This window comes from Thalassotalea loyana, from assembly GCF_030161435.1.
Taxonomy (GTDB): Bacteria; Pseudomonadota; Gammaproteobacteria; order Enterobacterales; family Alteromonadaceae; genus Thalassotalea_G; species Thalassotalea_G loyana.
Genome location: NZ_BSSV01000009.1, coordinates 91494 through 109215, shown reverse-complemented (window position 1 = coordinate 109215; position 17722 = coordinate 91494). Strand labels below are relative to the sequence as shown.

Genomic DNA, 17722 nt, shown 5'->3' with positions numbered 1-17722 from the left:
TCGACCTTGAATTTATATAACAGCGGAGCACATAAAATGATCCAAATGCAAACACAGCTAGACGTTGCTGATAACAGTGGCGCTCGACGCGTGCAATGTATTAAGGTCCTTGGTGGCTCGCACCGTCGCTACGCACGCATTGGCGACATCATCAAAGTTGCTGTGAAGGAAGCAATTCCTCGCGGTAAAGTTAAAAAAGGTGATGTTGTTAACGCAGTAGTGGTGCGCACTAAAAAGGGCGTTCGTCGCCAGGATGGCTCAGCCATTCGCTTTGACGGCAACGCGGCTGTAATTTTGAATGCAAGCTTACAGCCAATTGGTACTCGTATATTCGGGCCAGTGACACGTGAATTACGAACTGAAAAGTTCATGAAGATCGTTTCATTAGCACCAGAAGTACTTTAAGGAGTCACAACAATGGCCTCTAAAATTCGTCAAAACGACGAAATCATCGTACTAGCGGGTAAAGACAAGGGCAAAACTGGTAAAGTTACTAAAGTTCTTGTTGAAGACAGCAAAGTATTTGTAGAAGGTGTTAACTTAGTTAAGAAGCATCAGAAGCCTGTACCTCAGTTACAGCAACCTGGTGGCATCGTAGAAAAAGAAGCACCAATCCACGTATCTAACGTAGCGATCGTTAACCCTAAAACAGGTAAAGCGGACCGCGTTGGATTTAGAGTTGAAGACGGTAAGAAAGTACGTTTCTTTAAGTCTGACAACGAATTAGTTTAATTATTGGAGTAAAACGATGGCGAAACTGCATGATTTTTACAAAGATACAGTTGTTGCAGAACTTCAAAAGAAGTTTGAATACAAAAGTGTCATGCAAGTCCCTCGAGTTGAAAAGATCACCCTAAACATGGGTGTTGGTGAAGCGATTACTGATAAAAAAGTATTAGAGCACGCCACAAATGATCTTACTGCAATCTCGGGTCAAAAGCCTATGATCACGAAAGCACGCAAATCAGTTGCTGGCTTCAAAATTCGTGAAGGCTACCCTATTGGCGCAAAAGTAACTTTACGCGGCGAACGTATGTGGGAATTCTTAGAGCGTTTAATCTCTATTTCAGTTCCTCGTATCCGTGACTTCCGTGGCTTAAATCCGAAATCTTTCGATGGCCGTGGTAACTACAGCATGGGTGTACGTGAGCAAATCATATTTCCTGAAATCGACTACGACAAAGTTGATAAGATTCGTGGTTTAGATATCACTATCACAACAACTGCGAAGACTAACGAGGAAGGTCACGCTTTGCTGACTGCCTTTAACTTCCCGTTTAAGAAATAAGGTGTAGAGTTATGGCTAAATCATCTATGAAAGCACGTGAAGCAAAACGCACTAAATTAGTTGCGAAATATGCTGAAAAACGTGCAGCGTTAAAAGCAATTATCTCTAACGTTAATTCTTCTGAAGAAGAGCGTTGGGATGCAGTATTAAAACTTCAATCTTTACCACGTGACTCAAGTTCATCACGTCAACGTAACCGTTGTAACGTGACTGGCCGTCCACATGGTTACTTACGTAAGTTCGGTTTAAGCCGTATCAAGTTACGTGAAGCAACTATGCGCGGTGAAGTTCCTGGTCTTAAGAAAGCTAGTTGGTAATAAGGAGAAAGCAATTATGATGACTGATCCTATCGCGGACATGTTTACACGCATCCGCAACGGTCAAGCAGCAGCAAAGACTGCTGTAACTATGCCTTCTTCAAAGCTTAAAGTAGCTATTGCTAACTTACTTAAAGAAGAAGGTTATATTTCTGGTGTTTCTGTAATCGAAGGTGCTAAGCCTGAGTTATCAGTTGAACTGAAATATCACGATGGTAAAGAAGTTATTGAATCAATCAAACGTGTTTCACGTCCAGGTCTTCGCGTATACAAAGGTAGCAACGAGTTACCACAAGTATTAGCGGGCATGGGTATTGCGATTGTTTCTACTTCTAAAGGTTTAATGACTGACCGCGCAGCTCGTAAAGCTGGTTTAGGCGGTGAGATCTTAGGTTACGTAGCGTAAGGAGTAAGAATATGTCTCGTGTTGCAAAAGCACCTGTGTCAATTCCTGCTGGCGTTACAGTTACGTTATCTGGTCAAGACATTACAGTTAAAGGTCCTGTAGGCGAATTATCTCGTACGATTCACAGTGACGTTGTTATTTCTCAAGAAGAAAACACAATCGTTACTAACATCGCTAACGACGGTAAAGGCGCTTGGGCTCAAGCAGGTACTGCTCGTGCATTAATCAACAACATGGTTATTGGCGTAAGTGCTGGCTTTGAAAAGAAATTAATCCTAAACGGTGTTGGTTACCGTGCGAAAGCAGCGGGCCAGAGCTTAAACTTAGCTCTAGGTTTCTCACACCCGGTAGATCATGCAATTCCAGCTGGTGTTAAAGTTGAAACTCCTAGCCAAACTGAAATCGTACTTAAAGGTGCTGATAAGCAGATGGTTGGTCAAGTAGCAGCTAACATTCGTGCATACCGTAAGCCTGAGCCGTACAAAGGCAAAGGTATTCGTTATAGCGACGAAAATGTTCGCCGTAAAGAAGCTAAGAAGAAGTAGGGTAATACGATGGATAAGAAAACATCTCGTTTACGCCGTGCAAAGCGTGCACGTGCTAAAATCAGCGAGTTGGGTGCGAATCGTTTAGTCGTTCACCGTACTCCTCGCCATATTTACGCTCAATTAATTGCAGCATCTGGTTCTGAAGTTATCGCAGCAGCGTCAACTTTAGACAAAGAAGTTAAAGCATCAGTTGAGAAAACAGGTAACATCGAAGCAGCTCAAGCAGTAGGTAAAGCTATTGCAGAACGTGCAAAAGCTAAAGGCGTTGAGTCAGTAGCATTTGACCGTTCAGGTTTCCGTTACCACGGTCGCGTTAAAGCGTTAGCAGAAGCAGCTCGTGAAGCTGGCCTTCAGTTCTAGGAGTTGACAATGGCTAATGTAGAAAACACACAACAAAGTGAATTCGTTGAAAAGCTAGTAGCCGTTAACCGCGTTTCAAAAGTGGTTAAAGGTGGTCGTATTTTCAGTTTCACAGCACTAACTGTAGTTGGTGATGGTAACGGCCGTGTTGGTTTTGGTTACGGTAAGGCACGTGAAGTTCCTGCTGCAATCCAAAAAGCAATGGAAAAGGCTCGTCGTAACTTAGTAACTGTTGACTTGAAGGGTACTACTCTTCAACACCCTATCAAGGGTCGTCACTCAGGTTCTAAAGTTTACATGCAACCTGCTTCTGAAGGTACAGGTATCATCGCCGGTGGTGCGATGCGTGCAGTACTTGAAGTTGCTGGCGTACAGAACGTACTTTCTAAAGCGTACGGTTCTACTAACCCAATCAACGTTGTCCGTGCAACAATCGGCGCTCTAGCGAACATGAAATCGCCAGAAGCTGTTGCTGCTAAGCGTGGCAAAAACGTTGCAGACATCTTGGGGTAATTAAGCATGGCTAAAACAGTTAAAGTAACTCAAGTTAAAAGTTCAATCGGTCGCTTACCTAAGCACCGTGCAACTTTAAAAGGTCTTGGTTTACGTCGTATCAATCATACAGTTGAGTTAGAAGATACTCCGTCTGTACGTGGTATGATTAATCAGGTATCTTACATGATTAAGGTGGAGGATTAATAATGCATTTAAATACTTTATCTCCTGCACCAGGCGCTAAAAAGGCCAAGAAACGCGTAGGTCGTGGTATTGGTTCTGGCTTAGGTAAAACTGGTGGTCGTGGTCACAAAGGTCAGAAGTCTCGTTCTGGTGGTGGTGTTCGTCCAGGTTTTGAAGGTGGTCAAATGCCTTTAAAACAACGTTTACCTAAATTCGGTTTTACTTCTCGTAAGTCTTTAGTTCACGCTGAAGTTCGTTTACACGAGTTAAACAAAATCGAAGGTGATGTTGTAGACATCCACGCGCTTAAAAACGCTAACCTAATTACACGTAACATTGAGACAGCAAAAATCATGTTGTCTGGTGAGATTACTCGCCCTATCACTGTTCGTGGCTTAGGTGTTACTAAAGGTGCTCGCGCAGCTATTGAAGCTGCTGGCGGTAAAATCGAGGAATAATACAGGTTATGGCTAAACCAGGAATGGATAACAACGCTCAAGGCGGTTTGTCTGAGTTAAAGCAAAGATTATGGTTCGTGTTCGGTGCACTTATCGTGTTTCGTTTAGGATCATTTGTGCCAATCCCTGGTATTGACGCCGCTGTATTAGCTCAGTTGTTCGATCAACAAAAGGGTACCATCGTTGAAATGTTTAACATGTTCTCCGGTGGTGCACTTGAGCGCGCCTCAGTAATGGCTTTAGGTATTATGCCGTACATTTCGGCTTCGATTATTATGCAACTATTGACGGTAATTCATCCGCCAATGATGGAGCTTAAGAAAGAAGGTGAAGCTGGACGTCGTAAAATCAGCCAATACACACGCTACGGCACTTTAGTGCTAGCAACGGTTCAATCTATCGCTATTGCGAAAGGTTTACCTGCTATGATGCCGGGTCTTGTAATTCATGAAGGCCCTGCATTCTATTTTGTTGCGGTTGTAAGTTTAGTAACCGGTACCATGTTCTTAATGTGGTTAGGTGAACAAATTACAGAGCGCGGCATTGGTAATGGTATTTCTATCCTTATCTTCGCAGGTATTGTTGCTGGCTTGCCATCTGCTGTTGGTCAAACCGCAGAAATGGCGCGTCAAGGTGAATTGCACTTATTAGGCTTGTTGCTAATTGCAGTTGTTGCATTTGCAGTAACTTACTTTGTTGTGTTTGTTGAACGTGGTCAACGTCGTATCGTTGTTAACTACGCAAAACGCCAACAAGGTCGTAAGGTATTTGCGGCACAGAGCACTCATTTACCACTTAAAGTGAACATGGCTGGTGTTATTCCGCCAATCTTCGCTTCTAGTATTTTATTGTTCCCTAGTTCAATTGCGAGCTGGTTTGGACAAGGTGAAGGTGCAGTTGCAGATTTCTTACAAGAGGCTTCAATGGCATTATCGCCGGGTCAACCTCTATATGTAATGTTATTAGCGGCAGCTATTATTTTCTTCTGTTTCTTCTACACGGCGTTAGTATTTAACCCGCGTGAAACAGCAGATAACTTGAAGAAGTCAGGCGCTTTTATCCCGGGTATTCGCCCAGGTGAGCAGACTTCTCGATACATCGATAAAGTAATGACTCGTTTGACCCTTGCGGGCGCGTTATACATTACCTTTATCTGTTTGGTTCCTGAGTTTATGATGATTGCATGGGATGTTCAGTTCTACTTTGGTGGAACATCATTATTGATCATCGTGGTTGTTATCATGGACTTTATGGCACAAGTACAAACGCATTTGATGTCTCATCAATATGACAGTGTACTTAAGAAAGCTAACCTTAAAGGCTATGGCCGATAGGTTTAACGGAGTAGTAAGATGAAAGTTCGTGCATCCGTAAAGAAGATTTGTCGTAACTGTAAAGTTGTGAAACGTGCTGGTGTTGTTCGTGTTATTTGTAGCAGCGACCCTAAGCATAAACAACGTCAAGGTTAATTGCTTAGTTAGCAATCAAATCTTTTTGAAGTAGCATTATGCAGATTTTTCTGTATAATGCGCCTTCGCTTTGCAAAAAAAGAGTCAGGTTGAGTATCCTAACGGGCTTTTCAACCTGTTGTGTTTAATATAGTTATAGGAGATGTGTTAGTGGCCCGTATCGCTGGCATTAACATCCCTGATCGTAAGCATGCAGTAATTGCCCTTACTGCGATTTATGGTATCGGTTTAACTCGCTCAAAAGCTATTTGTGCGGCAGCCGGTATTGCTGAATCAACTAAGATCAGTGAATTAGACGAAGCTCAAATCGATGTGCTTCGTACTGAAGTAGGTAAATACACCGTTGAAGGTGATTTACGTCGTGAAGTTTCAATGAACATCAAGCGTCTTATGGACCTTGGTTGTTACCGTGGTTTGCGTCATCGTCGCAGTCTACCTCTACGTGGTCAACGCACTAAAACAAATGCGCGTACACGTAAAGGGCCTCGTAAGCCTATTAAGAAGTAGGAGATTAGACAATGGCAAAAACTCCAGTTCGTACGCGTAAGCGCGTAAAAAAACAAGTTGTCGATGGTATGGCTCATATCCATGCTTCTTTCAACAACACAATTGTGACATTAACAGACCGTCAAGGTAATGCATTATCTTGGGCAACTGCTGGTGGTTCAGGTTTCCGTGGTTCACGTAAATCTACTCCATTTGCTGCTCAGGTTGCTGCAGATCGTGCAGGTAAAGTTGCACAAGAATTCGGTTTGAAGAATATTGAAGTATTCGTTAAAGGCCCAGGTCCAGGACGTGAATCTGCGATCCGTGCTTTAAATGCTGCTGGTTTTAAAATCACCAACATTACTGACGTTACTCCTATTCCTCACAATGGTTGTCGTCCTCCTAAGAAACGTCGCGTTTAATTAGGATAGTTGGAGAAAGAACATGGCAAGATATTTAGGCCCTAAGTTAAAGCTTAGCCGTCGTGAAGGTACCGACTTATTCCTTAAGTCAGGTGTTCGCGCGATTGACACTAAATGTAAAATCGAAACTATCCCTGGTCAGCACGGCGCGCGTCGCGGTCGTTTATCTGACTATGGTGTACAGCTTCGTGAAAAACAAAAAGTTCGTCGTATTTACGGTGTACTAGAGAAGCAATTCCGCAACTACTACAAGCAAGCTGCGCGTATTAAAGGCAACACAGGTGAAAACTTGTTACAGCTTTTAGAAACTCGTTTAGACAACGTAGTTTACCGCATGGGTTACGCTAGCACACGTGCTGAAGCACGTCAGTTAGTTAGCCACAAAGCTATCGTAGTTAATGGAAAAGTAGTTAATATTCCATCTTTCACTGTTAAAGCTGAAGATGTGGTTTCTGTTCGCGAAAAGTCTAAGTCTCAAGCACGTATCATCGCTGCTATGGAGTTAGCTGAGCAACGTGAAAAGCCAGTCTGGGTTGAAGTAGATAACAAGAAGTTAGAAGGTGTTTTCAAACGCGTTCCTGACCGCTCTGACTTATCTGCGGAAATTAATGAACAGTTGATTGTCGAGCTTTACTCTAAGTAGTAACGCTTAAACTTTAAGAGAGGACATAATGCAGGGTTCTGTAACCGAATTCTTAAAACCACGTTTAGTGGACATTGAAACACTAAGTTCAACTCGCGCTAAAGTAACTTTAGAGCCTTTAGAGCGTGGTTTTGGCCACACTTTAGGTAATGCGTTACGTCGCATTTTATTATCTTCAATGCCAGGTTGTGCTGTAACTGAAGTTGAAATCGACGGTGTATTACACGAGTACAGCAGCAAAGAAGGTGTTCAAGAAGACATCATCGAAATCTTGTTAAACTTAAAAGGTTTAGCTGTAGGTTTAGAAGGTAAAAACGAAGCTGTTTTAACACTTACTAAATCAGGTGAAGGCCCTGTAACGGCAGCTGATATCCAACATGATGGTGATGTAACTATTGCAAACCCAGAACATGTTATCTGTCACTTAACAGGTGATGGTTCAATCAGCATGCGCATCAAGATTGAGCTTGGTCGTGGTTACGTTCCAGCTTCAACGCGTCGTGACGCGGAAGAAGAAGAACGTGCAATCGGTCGCTTACTTGTAGATGCGTCGTTCAGTCCTGTAGAAAGAATTGCTTACGATGTTGACGCTGCTCGTGTTGAGCAACGTACTGACTTAGACAAGTTAGTTATCGACATGGAAACTAACGGTACGTTAGACCCAGAAGAAGCTATCCGTCGCGCTTCAACCATCTTAGCTGAACAGCTAGATGCGTTTGTTGAATTACGTGATGTTAGCGAACCGGAACAAAAAGAAGAGAAACCTCAATTTGATCCGATTCTTCTTCGTCCAGTTGATGATTTAGAACTTACAGTTCGTTCAGCTAACTGTTTGAAAGCAGAAGCAATTCAGTATATTGGTGACTTAGTACAGCGTGCAGAAGTTGAGCTTCTTAAAACACCTAACTTAGGTAAGAAGTCTTTAACTGAAATCAAAGACGTTTTAGCGTCTCGTGGTTTATCTTTAGGTATGCGCCTAGAGAATTGGCCACCTGAAAGCATTGCTGACAACGACTAGGTCGATCATCGTTTTTTTAGTAGAGAAGGATTAACTTATGCGCCATCGTAAAAGCGGTCGCCAGTTAAACCGTAATAGCAGTCATCGCCAAGCGATGTTCCGCAATATGGCAAGCTCATTAGTGAAGCACGGCGTTATCAAAACGACTGTTGCTAAAGCTAAAGAATTACGTCGCGTTGTTGAGCCATTAATTACATTGGCTAAAGAAGACAGCGTAGCTAACCGTCGTTTAGCTTTCGCTCGTACACGTGATAAAGAAGTAGTAGGTTTATTATTCAGCGAACTTGGTCCTCGTTACCAAGAACGTCCAGGTGGTTACACTCGCATCTTAAAATGCGGTTACCGTACTGGTGATAAAGCGCCTATGGCTTATGTAGAATTAGTTGACCGTCCAGTTGTTGAAGCAACAGAGACAGAAGAAGTAGCTGAAGAGGCTTAATCTTTCAATGATTCATAAAAAACGGAGCACTATGCTCCGTTTTTTTATGCCCAAAATTTACTGTTAATACAATGACACGATCAATAAACAATGAGTGAACCATGGTTTGAAGAATTATGGAAAAGTGATCTGGACTTGCTATTACGAGCGTTTGTACGTATAAACTTAGGGCATAGTTTTTTAGGTACTTTATATAGATGTCTTCTAGAAACCCGATTATCGCTGTGACTGGCTCCTCTGGAGCAGGTACGTCAACAACTACTGATGCATTTGAGCACATCTTCAGAACGCTTGGTATTACGTCAGTTAATGTTGAAGGGGATAGCTTTCACCGATTTTCTCGTCAGGAAATGGACCTTGAAAAACGCAAGGCAAGAGAAGAAGGCACAAACATTAGCTATTTTGGAGATAAGGCTAATGACTTTGATGCGTTAGAGCGATTATTTAAAGACTACTCTGAGACTGGTAAAGGGCGAATGAGACGTTATTTGCACACGTTTGATGAAGCTGTGCCATATAACCAAATGCCAGGTACTTTTACGCCATGGGAAGAGCTCGGAGAAGGTACAGACGTATTATTCTATGAAGGCCTACACGGTGGCGTTGTCACCGATAAAAATGATGTTGCACAGTATGTCGATTTACTTATTGGTATGGTCCCTATTGTCAACCTAGAGTGGATTCAAAAAATCATCCGTGATACCAATCAACGCGGTCATAGCAGAGAGGCGGTAACACATAGTATCGTTCGTTCCATGGACGACTATATTAACTTTATCACGCCACAATTTTCACGTACTCACGTTAACTTCCAGCGTGTGCCTACCGTCGATACTTCTAATCCATTTAGTGCCAAGGCCATTCCTTCGCTAGATGAAAGCTTTGTTGTGATTAGATTTCGAGAGTCAGAAAATATCGATTTTCCATTTTACCTAAGTATGATCGACGGCGCATTTATGTCACGTGTAAATACTTTAGTGGTGCCTGGTGGCAAGATGGGACTCGCAATGGAGTTAATTTTAACGCCACTTATTCGAGACCTTATGCATAAGAAAGCGCAGGCCAACCAACAGCTCGATTGGATGGCTGACCTGTAATTTGGTAGTTGTTTAAATTCTGGCTTAATTCATCTCAGGCAAGTTTCTGCCATAGAATATTTCCTGCATTTCACGTTGTAAGTGCTTGCTGATGATGTCTTGCTCGTCATCTGAAAAATCATCAAGTCCTGAGCCAAATATATATTTACTTAAATCAAATTCTTTCAACATCATTTTAGTGTGAAAGAGGTTTTCTTGATAAACGTTTACGTCAACCATTTGATATTGGTCACAGGTTTCTTGAGCAAGAAAATTTTGAATCGAATTGATTTGATGGTCAATATAGTGCTTTTCACCGTTTACGTCGCGTGTGAAGCCTCTCACGCGGTAATCAAGGGTAACAATATCAGAATCAAAGCTATGAATCAGGTAGTTCAATGCCTTCAAAGGAGAAATGACACCGCAAGTTGATACTTCAATGTCTGCTCTAAACGTTGAAATACCATTGACTGGGTGACTTTCAGGATAGGTATGCACACAGATATGACTTTTGTCTAAATGCGATACAACGGATTCTGGTAGTGGCCCAGGTTTTTCACTGTCCTCAAACTCGTCACCACTTGCCATTTCTTCTTCAGACACCAAGATTGTTACGCTTGCGCCCTGCGGGTCATAGTCCTGACGTGCGATATTCAGCACGTTCGCACCAATAATATTACACACTTCTTTTAAGATATCGGTTAACCGATCAGCATTGTATTGCTCATCAATATATTCGATATACTCTTTTTGATGTTGTGTGGTTTTTGCATAGTTAATGTCATAAATACAAAAACTTAAGCTTTTAGTTAAATTATTAAAACCATGTAGTTTTAATTTAGGTAAAGGCTTAATCAATATCGGGTCCTCAAACCAATGTTTTATACGTTAACAATTTCGAAGTCGTGGGTGATTTTTACAGACTTATTTAGCATGAATGCAACTGAGCAGTATTTATCTGCAGATAAATTAATAGCACGCTCAACCTGCTTTTCATTAACTTCGGTACCTGTAACTACAAAATGTAGATGGATATCAGAAAAAACTCTAGGAATAGTATCAACACGATTTCCTGAAATTTCGACTTTAACGTCCCGAATATCTTGGCGAGATTTTTGAAGAATGCTGACCACATCAACAGACGAGCATCCACCTAAACTCATTAATACGTTTTCCATTGGGCTTGGTGCTAAATTACCACCATTGGCATCCATGTTTATGATATGGCCACTCTCAGAAGTGCCCATAAACGTTTCATCGCCGACCCATTTTACTGTCGCTTTCATGTTGATAATCCTTATAGTAATTTTGGCGCTATATTACCATTAGGACAATTGAAAGCTGTAGCAAAATTTTAGCTAAATAGCGGAATGAGTTTGCTGTTAATTATACGAGTAGATGAGTATGAATTTCTGTATCAAATAGGTTTTTGATTAATAGCGCGAATTCTTTGATGAACATGTCTTGTTCATCAGTCACAGGGTTGTTTACAACGCCAGACAAAATCTCTTGTAGATCATAAACAATTGAATCAACTTCGCGAATAACTGTGTTACGTTGATTAAACGATAGGGCGGCATTCTGACTGCAAACATTGATGATTTGCTCACTCAACTCGTTTTCGATCGCGGCCATCACGGTCTTACCATTCGTCACTTGGTCTGTGGTATTCTCAAATAGAGATAGGTGTTCGGTAAGGTATTCAATTATGTGTACGTAGCCGTCAGTGTCAGTTACCATAAAAAATAAATCTTAAACTTTTTCCTTACTTTACTGAAAAATGCAGACTTGCTCAAGCAAGCTATTGTAGCGGTAAAAAAAAGGCCTTCAATGTGAAGGCCCTTTTAGGTAAAAATTAGCGTTATGCTGCGTTGGTACTCTCAAAAATTTTGTCTGCAGAAGCAGCAACAAATCCAGAGTAAAGTGTACCGTCTTCCAGTGGATAACGTTTCGCAAATTCATAGAAACAGCTAGGAATTTCCATTGCTTTATCACTAAACTCAACAACCGCTTGGTCAGCCATTGTAGATGATTGCTCAAGCTTAACTTGAGGATCGCCTTTAATTTCACCGCCTGACGCATTTAGCACGAAACCTGCATCTTTAAGTGCTTGGTTTACCGTTTCAATGTCATTATAGTTCTGTAAGTGGTTGATGCTTACAGTAAAGTGATTTGCGCGGTAACCCCATGCAGCCATCCATGCAGCGTATTCGCTTTCAGCTAGGAGTGTTTTGTAATCTTCTGAGCTCACTTGCCAATGTGTACCTGAGTACAAAAAGCTCTCATCTGCGATAGCTTTTTCGTCAATTTGATCAACCATTTTACGAATAATGGTTTGTGCTTCGTCAGAAAACTCTTCAACCAGTAACTGGCTGATGAATACTTTTGGTAATGTATTGTCAGCATGCTCAAAGTGCTTTGCGTACAGTTTTTTTGCTTCGAAATGGTATTCACCTTTCTCAACATAACCTAACGCTTCAAGATGAGCAGATAGTTTATCAATGCTTACTTTATCAATATTGAATGTACGGTAAGCAACGTGATCATTGATTAAATCGTTGCCAGAGCCTAATAATTGGTGAACGTTCTTCGCAGAAGGCGTAACTTCTAGGTAGTTGTCCCAAATATTATCAAATAGTGCTTTCACTTGTGTAGTCATAATACTGCCTCATATTCTATGAATAAAAACGAGTAGGGTGAATGTTAAGCGAAGTTTTTTGACAGAGGAGAAAACTCATGACGAAGGTAATCGCTTACCATTCGTCAGATAAGTTATAGATTATCGATATTTTTGAAGAAGCCAGGTCGTAACCCAGCTACTTCATGTTGATAATCGAGGTTAAGCATATTAAATACTTAAACCTGGGCTTAATGTAGCTGGTAACTGAACCTTTTCAGCTTCAACAGAAGCAACAGGGAAAGCACAGTAGTCAGCTGCGTAGTAAGCGCTCGCTCTGTGGTTACCACTATCACCGATGCCACCAAATGGTGCCGCTGAGCTTGCACCTGTAATCGGCTTGTTCCAGTTCACAATACCTGCGCGAATACGAACGAAGAAGTGATCGTAGTCTGCTTGGCTGTCTGCTAATAAGCCAGCTGATAAACCAAAGCGTGTGTTGTTCGCTTCAGCAATGGCCTTATCAAAATCACTGTAACGGTAGATTTTTAATAACGGACCAAAGTGCTCTTCATCAGGCATGTTAATAGCGGTGACATCTAAAATACCCGGTGTAACAAAGCCTGTACCTGCTTCTTTATGTGTAAGCGGTAATAAAGCAGTTGCACCTAGCTCAACAAGTTCTGCTTGTGCGTCAACCAAACCTAAAGCAGCTCTTTCAGAAATCATAGAGCCGATAAATGGTTGCTCTTCATCATCGTAATAACCAATTTTAATTGCTTTAGTCGCTGCAACTAACTTTTCGATAAGCGCATCGCCTTCCACACCTTCTTGGATAAAGACTCGACGAGCACAAGTACAACGTTGACCTGTTGTAATGAATGCTGATTGGATAATATCGTGAACAACTGCATCAGTATTTTCTACGTCTTTGATGATCAGTGGGTTATTACCACCCATCTCTAACGCTAAGATTTTACCTGGCTTACCAGCGTATTGCTCATGCAACAATTTACCCGTTGTTGAGCTACCTGTGAAAAACAAACCGTCAATATCATCATGGCTTGCTAATGCTTTACCCGTGTCTACTTCACCTTGAACTAGGTTAATTACACCAGCAGGTAAACCAGCTTTTTCCCATAGTTTTAGCGTTTCTTGCGCAACCATTGGCGTTAATTCACTTGGTTTAAATACTACGGTGTTACCAGCAATTAATGCAGGCACGATATGACCATTAGGTAAATGACCAGGGAAGTTGTACGGGCCAAATACCGCAACAACACCATGTGGCTTGTGACGTATAAACGCTTTAGCGCCAGGCATTGGATTTTCAACTGTACCAGTGCGCTCGTGATAGGCTTTCAATGAAATAGCAACTTTACCAACCATTGCGCCTACTTCAGTGCGAGTTTCCCAAAGCGGTTTACCAGTTTCTTGCGCTATCGCAATAGCTAGTGCTTCTTTATTTGTTGTTAGTTGCTCGGCAAACTTTTCAACAATCGCAATACGCTCTTCTAATGACATTAAAGCCCAAGTTTTGAAAGCATCTCGTGCTGCATCAATAGCTTGGTCTACTTGCGTCGCTGTCGCTGTTTTACCTTGCCAAATAACTTCGTTTTTAGCTGGGTTTAACGACTGCATGTCGTGGCCTTGGCCTTCAAGCCAAGTACCGTTAATAAATTGAATCGCTTGAGACATGAATAATCCTCTATTTAGTTGCTGGCAATACGCACCCAGTCACCTTCTGTGACCATGAGGGCATCTGCAACAGCTTGCGAAATAACGACCTGATTTGCTGTTTCACGAACTGAAACTTGGCTTTGTGTCGCTCTAAAATCAGCTACTTTAGTATTACAAATTATGTAATTTGCATCTTCAGTAGGTTGACCAATAATCACTTGGTATTTATTGCTATGACGAACCGTTCGAATGTCATTTAAGTTGGCTTCTACTGTCGGACCGCCATCAAAAATATCAACATAACCGCGGCGAGCAAAACCTTCCGCTTCAAGCAGACGTAATGCTGGAACTGTTTTATCGTGTACCTTATTGATCACCTGTTGTGCTTCTGGGCTCAACAAATTGACATAAATTGGGTACTTCGGCATTAATTCTGCAATAAAGACCTTTTTACCAATACCCGTTAGGTAATCAGCGGTCGGAAAGTCCATCGAGAAGAAATGATCTTCTAACCAGTCCCAAAATGGTGAGCGGCCTTCTTCATCTGATACGCCACGCATTTCAGCAATAACGGTGTCTGAGAAACGTTCAGTATGCTCTGCCATGAACATAAAACGAAAACGCGATAAAAAACGTCCATTGTTATTCTTACGGAAACCTTCCGATAAAAACAACGTACAAATTTCAGAAGCACCTGTGTAGTCATTACACAAAGAGAGTGTTTCTACTGTGTTGTAAATCTCGAGTTCACGAGAGTGATGGACTACTTTACCTAAGTGATAGTGATAGAAGGCATCGTCTAAACCAACAGCTGCTTCGATACCACTAGTTCCAACTACTTGGCCAGTTTCAGTATCTTCCATTACAAACAAGTAGCCTTCTGTACCAGGCTGCGTTACGTGTTTGGAAAAAGATGCTTCAGCACGCTCGATGCGGCTTTTTAATAAGGTTTCATTGACAGGGAGTGATGTAAAACCGTGTCCTGATTCAATAGCGATGCGATGAAGTGAATCATAATCACTATGTCGAATAGGGCGTATAATAATCATAAAAATTATCCTGTTTCTTGAAAGAACTGCTCATGAGTATTGAACTCATGAGCATCGATAAGTCTTACTGAGCGATTTTAGCTACAGCTTTTTCGAAGCGAGCTAAACCTTCAGTGATATCTTCGTTAGGGATAACTAAAGATGGAGCGAAACGCACAATATTTGCACCAGCAACAAGTGTCATTACACCTTCTGCCATCGCTGCAACTAAGAAATCTTTAGCTCGTCCTTGGTACTCATCTTTTAATACAGCACCAATCAATAAGCCTTTACCACGGATTTCCTTGAATACGTCGTACTTAGCATTGATAGCATTTAAGCCGTCAACGTAGATTTTCGCTTTTTCTGTAACGCCGTTTAATACTTCCGGTGTATTCACTGTATCAAATGCAGCTTCACCAACAGCACAAGCTAGTGGGTTACCGCCGTATGTTGAGCCGTGTGTACCAATCTTTAAGTGCTTAGCTAACTCAGTCGTCGTTAACATTGCGCCGATTGGGAAACCGCCACCTAATGCTTTAGCAGTAGTTAAGATATCTGGCGTTACACCTAAACCTTCGTATGCGTATAGCGTACCTAAACGGCCAACACCTGTTTGTACTTCATCAAAAATTAATAACGCATTGTGTTGGTCACATAACTCACGAACGCCCTTAGCAAACTCGTCAGTTGGTGACACGATACCACCTTCACCTTGAAGTGGTTCCATCATCACAGCACAAGTTTTGTCAGAAATAAGCGCTTTAAGGCTTTCTAAGTTGTTGTACTCTGCGTGAACAACATCACCAGGCTTTGGACCAAAACCGTCTGAGTATGCTGCTTGACCACCAACAGTTACTGTGAAGAATGTACGGCCGTGGAAGCCTTGCTTAAATGCGATGATTTGTGTTTTGTCTTCACCGTGAACATCTAATGCCCAACGACGAGCTAATTTTAATGCTGCTTCGTTTGATTCAGCACCTGAGTTAGCAAAGTAAACTTTTTCAGCGAAAGTGTTATCAACTAACTTTTTAGCTAAACGCAATGCTGGCTCATTGGTCATAACGTTTGATAAGTGCCAGATTTTTTCGCCTTGTTCTTTTAATGCACCAACTAATGCAGGGTGACAATGACCTAAACAGTTAACGGCAATACCACCTGCAAAATCGATCAATTCGTTGTCATTTTGATCCCAAACACGAGAACCTTTACCGCGTACTGGAATAACCGCTGAAGGGGCATAGTTAGGAACCATTACATCGTCGAATAATGCGCGGTCTACAGGAAACTTGTTAGACATCTCTCTCTCCTCATGTTGCAAATCGAATAATAATTTTGCTTGCTCAAGTGAACTGACTATTCAATTACTGAGCAAAAATAGGCGGTTATTATGGCAGAAAAATATACGTTTGTCTTGTTTGAATAGCTCTGAAGGCTAGATAAAATAAGGTTTTAAGGGTTTTATTCAGTTATCGTGCATAACTATTTTTTATAAGCAAATTACTTGATTTATAGTAAATCTAACACTTGAGGGCGAAGTAGGGACATCAAGCACTGATCGCGCTACTTCATAACTAAGCACAAAAAAATACGAGGTAGGAGTTGTTCGTTGTTAATTGAAGTTAAGCTTTAAATGATCGATATCACTGCGTCGTAATAAAGTGATATCTTGAGTCGTCAGCCCCGAACCTGTTAATAGAATTTTGCTCTCTTCATTATCAATTAGCGATTCTTTCGCCAACATTCTAAAAGAGACATAGCCAATCGCCTTAATCACGATTTGTGCAAGCTCATTCATTTGTGAGATTTGTGGCGTATGAGCAACATCAAAAATTGCATCAGTAATACGCAGTCGTTCAAAGTTCATCAGTTCGACCATATCTGCACTAATAGTGAAACTTCTATTCGCGAGTTGTTCTAATAAAAACTCAGGCGCAGTTTCAAGCTCGACAAGCGTGTTATGTAACTTCTTATCTTTATCATCATAGGCTTGACGTAGTTCTTGTTGATGAATTTCGTTGTACGTTCGTAAAAAACATCGGGTAACAGCTAGGTTACCAATATTAATTAACATACCAGCGCAAAAGGCTTGATACTCATCAAGGCCGTTAGCTTTGGCTAACGTTTTTGAAGCAATGCCAATAGATAAACTGTGATTCCACAATTTGCGTTTCATCAACCCAAAGGGTTGAGTGCTTGGTGGTAACCAGTGTTTGAGAATAAATGTTGGCGCTACTAATTTAAGATTGTCTAGCCCTATGTAGCTTAATGCCAATGCTGGGTTTGAAACTTTTACGTCGGCGTTTTTTCTATATTGAGGTTTGTTTACTAAATTAATTAATTCATCGCCAAGCCAAGGTAATGAGTTTACCAGTGGTGTGATGCGCTTAATTGATGCAGCACGTAAACATAACAATTCCAAAATATCGGCGGTCGCCATTTGAATGTTTAACGTTGAATTAAACAGATGCTCTTTGTTGTCGAACTCGTCGTTAAATCCATCTCTAACTTTCGCATACAGATCGTCCATCACCTGTTGTTTAAAGTGATTTTTACCATATTGTTCGATGATTTTATTTTTATTAGCCTGGGCTTCAACGGCTAGAAGTTCACGTCGACGATTAGCCTGTTCACTATCTTGATAATCCACGAACGCATGCTCACCAAGGCTTTGCTTTGCAAATTCATTACTAATGCAAAGGCTCAGTGCTCGGTGGTAAATTGGGGATACTAGTTCGTTTTGCTCAAAAATCTTCATATCAGGCTTATGTTCTATTCCAGCATACTAT

The 17722-nt window shown here is 41.4% G+C and carries 26 protein-coding genes; 18 read left to right on the top strand and 8 right to left on the bottom strand.

Going from position 1 to position 17722, the window contains the following annotated elements; translation table 11 throughout:
- The first annotated feature begins 36 nt into the window (after positions 1-36).
- The 18 genes from rplN (at position 37) to QQK05_RS17255 (ending at position 9629) form a co-directional block, all read left to right on the top strand.
- The gene (rplN, locus tag QQK05_RS17340; protein WP_284300995.1) at positions 37-405 is read left to right on the top strand and encodes a 50S ribosomal protein L14; all 369 of its coding nucleotides are present in this window, start codon (positions 37-39) and stop codon (positions 403-405) included.
- A gap of 12 nt (positions 406-417) precedes the next feature.
- Entirely contained in the window at positions 418-732 is a 315-nt protein-coding gene (gene rplX / locus QQK05_RS17335; RefSeq protein ID WP_284300993.1) for a 50S ribosomal protein L24, read from the top strand.
- Positions 733-748: 16 nt separating this feature from the next.
- A complete protein-coding gene (rplE, locus tag QQK05_RS17330) occupies positions 749-1288 on the top strand; it encodes a 50S ribosomal protein L5 (RefSeq protein WP_284300990.1) in 540 nt (179 codons plus the stop codon).
- An 11-nt stretch (positions 1289-1299) separates the two neighbouring features.
- The gene (rpsN, locus tag QQK05_RS17325) at positions 1300-1605 is read left to right on the top strand and encodes a 30S ribosomal protein S14 (RefSeq protein ID WP_284300988.1); all 306 of its coding nucleotides are present in this window, start codon (positions 1300-1302) and stop codon (positions 1603-1605) included.
- A 13-nt stretch (positions 1606-1618) separates the two neighbouring features.
- Complete coding sequence (rpsH, locus tag QQK05_RS17320; protein ID WP_284301100.1) at positions 1619-2011, top strand: 30S ribosomal protein S8; 393 nt, start codon at positions 1619-1621, stop codon at positions 2009-2011.
- Positions 2012-2022: 11 nt separating this feature from the next.
- Positions 2023-2556 carry a 50S ribosomal protein L6 gene (gene rplF, locus QQK05_RS17315; protein ID WP_284300986.1) on the top strand — a complete coding sequence of 178 codons (534 nt, stop codon included), beginning with the start codon at positions 2023-2025 and terminating at the stop codon, positions 2554-2556.
- A gap of 9 nt (positions 2557-2565) precedes the next feature.
- Positions 2566-2919, top strand: coding sequence for a 50S ribosomal protein L18 (gene rplR / locus QQK05_RS17310; protein WP_284300984.1), 354 nt, complete (start codon positions 2566-2568; stop codon positions 2917-2919).
- 9 nt (positions 2920-2928) lie between these two features.
- Positions 2929-3432 (top strand): 30S ribosomal protein S5, encoded by a 504-nt coding sequence (gene rpsE / locus QQK05_RS17305; protein ID WP_284300982.1) that lies wholly within the window; start codon positions 2929-2931, stop codon positions 3430-3432.
- A 6-nt stretch (positions 3433-3438) separates the two neighbouring features.
- Positions 3439-3618: a 50S ribosomal protein L30 gene (rpmD, locus tag QQK05_RS17300; protein WP_189378502.1), complete on the top strand. Its 180-nt coding sequence runs from the start codon at positions 3439-3441 to the stop codon at positions 3616-3618.
- 2 nt (positions 3619-3620) lie between these two features.
- Positions 3621-4055 (top strand): 50S ribosomal protein L15, encoded by a 435-nt coding sequence (gene rplO / locus QQK05_RS17295; RefSeq protein WP_193022434.1) that lies wholly within the window; start codon positions 3621-3623, stop codon positions 4053-4055.
- Positions 4056-4063: 8 nt separating this feature from the next.
- On the top strand, positions 4064-5389 hold the full coding sequence (gene secY / locus QQK05_RS17290) for a preprotein translocase subunit SecY (RefSeq protein ID WP_284300976.1): 1326 nt from the start codon (positions 4064-4066) through the stop codon (positions 5387-5389).
- An 18-nt stretch (positions 5390-5407) separates the two neighbouring features.
- A complete protein-coding gene (gene rpmJ, locus QQK05_RS17285; RefSeq protein WP_284300974.1) occupies positions 5408-5524 on the top strand; it encodes a 50S ribosomal protein L36 in 117 nt (38 codons plus the stop codon).
- A 150-nt stretch (positions 5525-5674) separates the two neighbouring features.
- Complete coding sequence (gene rpsM / locus QQK05_RS17280) at positions 5675-6031, top strand: 30S ribosomal protein S13 (protein ID WP_284300972.1); 357 nt, start codon at positions 5675-5677, stop codon at positions 6029-6031.
- Between the two features lie 11 nt (positions 6032-6042).
- A complete protein-coding gene (gene rpsK / locus QQK05_RS17275; RefSeq protein WP_193022430.1) occupies positions 6043-6432 on the top strand; it encodes a 30S ribosomal protein S11 in 390 nt (129 codons plus the stop codon).
- Positions 6433-6454: 22 nt separating this feature from the next.
- Positions 6455-7075 carry a 30S ribosomal protein S4 gene (gene rpsD, locus QQK05_RS17270; protein ID WP_193022429.1) on the top strand — a complete coding sequence of 207 codons (621 nt, stop codon included), beginning with the start codon at positions 6455-6457 and terminating at the stop codon, positions 7073-7075.
- 28 nt (positions 7076-7103) lie between these two features.
- Positions 7104-8093 carry a DNA-directed RNA polymerase subunit alpha gene (locus QQK05_RS17265; RefSeq protein ID WP_284208406.1) on the top strand — a complete coding sequence of 330 codons (990 nt, stop codon included), beginning with the start codon at positions 7104-7106 and terminating at the stop codon, positions 8091-8093.
- A gap of 37 nt (positions 8094-8130) precedes the next feature.
- On the top strand, positions 8131-8532 hold the full coding sequence (gene rplQ, locus QQK05_RS17260; RefSeq protein ID WP_284300969.1) for a 50S ribosomal protein L17: 402 nt from the start codon (positions 8131-8133) through the stop codon (positions 8530-8532).
- A 197-nt stretch (positions 8533-8729) separates the two neighbouring features.
- On the top strand, positions 8730-9629 hold the full coding sequence (locus tag QQK05_RS17255) for a phosphoribulokinase (protein ID WP_284300967.1): 900 nt from the start codon (positions 8730-8732) through the stop codon (positions 9627-9629).
- A gap of 24 nt (positions 9630-9653) precedes the next feature.
- Here QQK05_RS17255 and speD read toward each other — a convergent pair whose 3' ends face one another.
- From speD to QQK05_RS17215, 8 genes are all read right to left on the bottom strand, one after another.
- On the bottom strand, positions 9654-10466 hold the full coding sequence (gene speD, locus QQK05_RS17250; protein WP_284300965.1) for an adenosylmethionine decarboxylase: 813 nt from the start codon (positions 10464-10466) through the stop codon (positions 9654-9656).
- Positions 10467-10489: 23 nt separating this feature from the next.
- Positions 10490-10894, bottom strand: coding sequence for an OsmC family protein (locus QQK05_RS17245; RefSeq protein ID WP_284300963.1), 405 nt, complete (start codon positions 10892-10894; stop codon positions 10490-10492).
- A gap of 100 nt (positions 10895-10994) precedes the next feature.
- The gene (locus tag QQK05_RS17240) at positions 10995-11348 is read right to left on the bottom strand and encodes a DUF3802 family protein (RefSeq protein ID WP_284300961.1); all 354 of its coding nucleotides are present in this window, start codon (positions 11346-11348) and stop codon (positions 10995-10997) included.
- A gap of 121 nt (positions 11349-11469) precedes the next feature.
- Positions 11470-12267, bottom strand: coding sequence for a DUF1338 domain-containing protein (locus QQK05_RS17235; protein WP_284300959.1), 798 nt, complete (start codon positions 12265-12267; stop codon positions 11470-11472).
- 189 nt (positions 12268-12456) lie between these two features.
- A complete protein-coding gene (gene astD / locus QQK05_RS17230) occupies positions 12457-13923 on the bottom strand; it encodes a succinylglutamate-semialdehyde dehydrogenase (protein ID WP_284300957.1) in 1467 nt (488 codons plus the stop codon).
- Between the two features lie 14 nt (positions 13924-13937).
- A complete protein-coding gene (gene astA / locus QQK05_RS17225) occupies positions 13938-14954 on the bottom strand; it encodes an arginine N-succinyltransferase (RefSeq protein ID WP_284300955.1) in 1017 nt (338 codons plus the stop codon).
- Between the two features lie 64 nt (positions 14955-15018).
- The gene (locus QQK05_RS17220; protein WP_284300954.1) at positions 15019-16233 is read right to left on the bottom strand and encodes an aspartate aminotransferase family protein; all 1215 of its coding nucleotides are present in this window, start codon (positions 16231-16233) and stop codon (positions 15019-15021) included.
- Positions 16234-16545: 312 nt separating this feature from the next.
- Complete coding sequence (locus QQK05_RS17215) at positions 16546-17691, bottom strand: HDOD domain-containing protein (RefSeq protein ID WP_284300952.1); 1146 nt, start codon at positions 17689-17691, stop codon at positions 16546-16548.
- Positions 17692-17722: the final 31 nt, after the last annotated feature.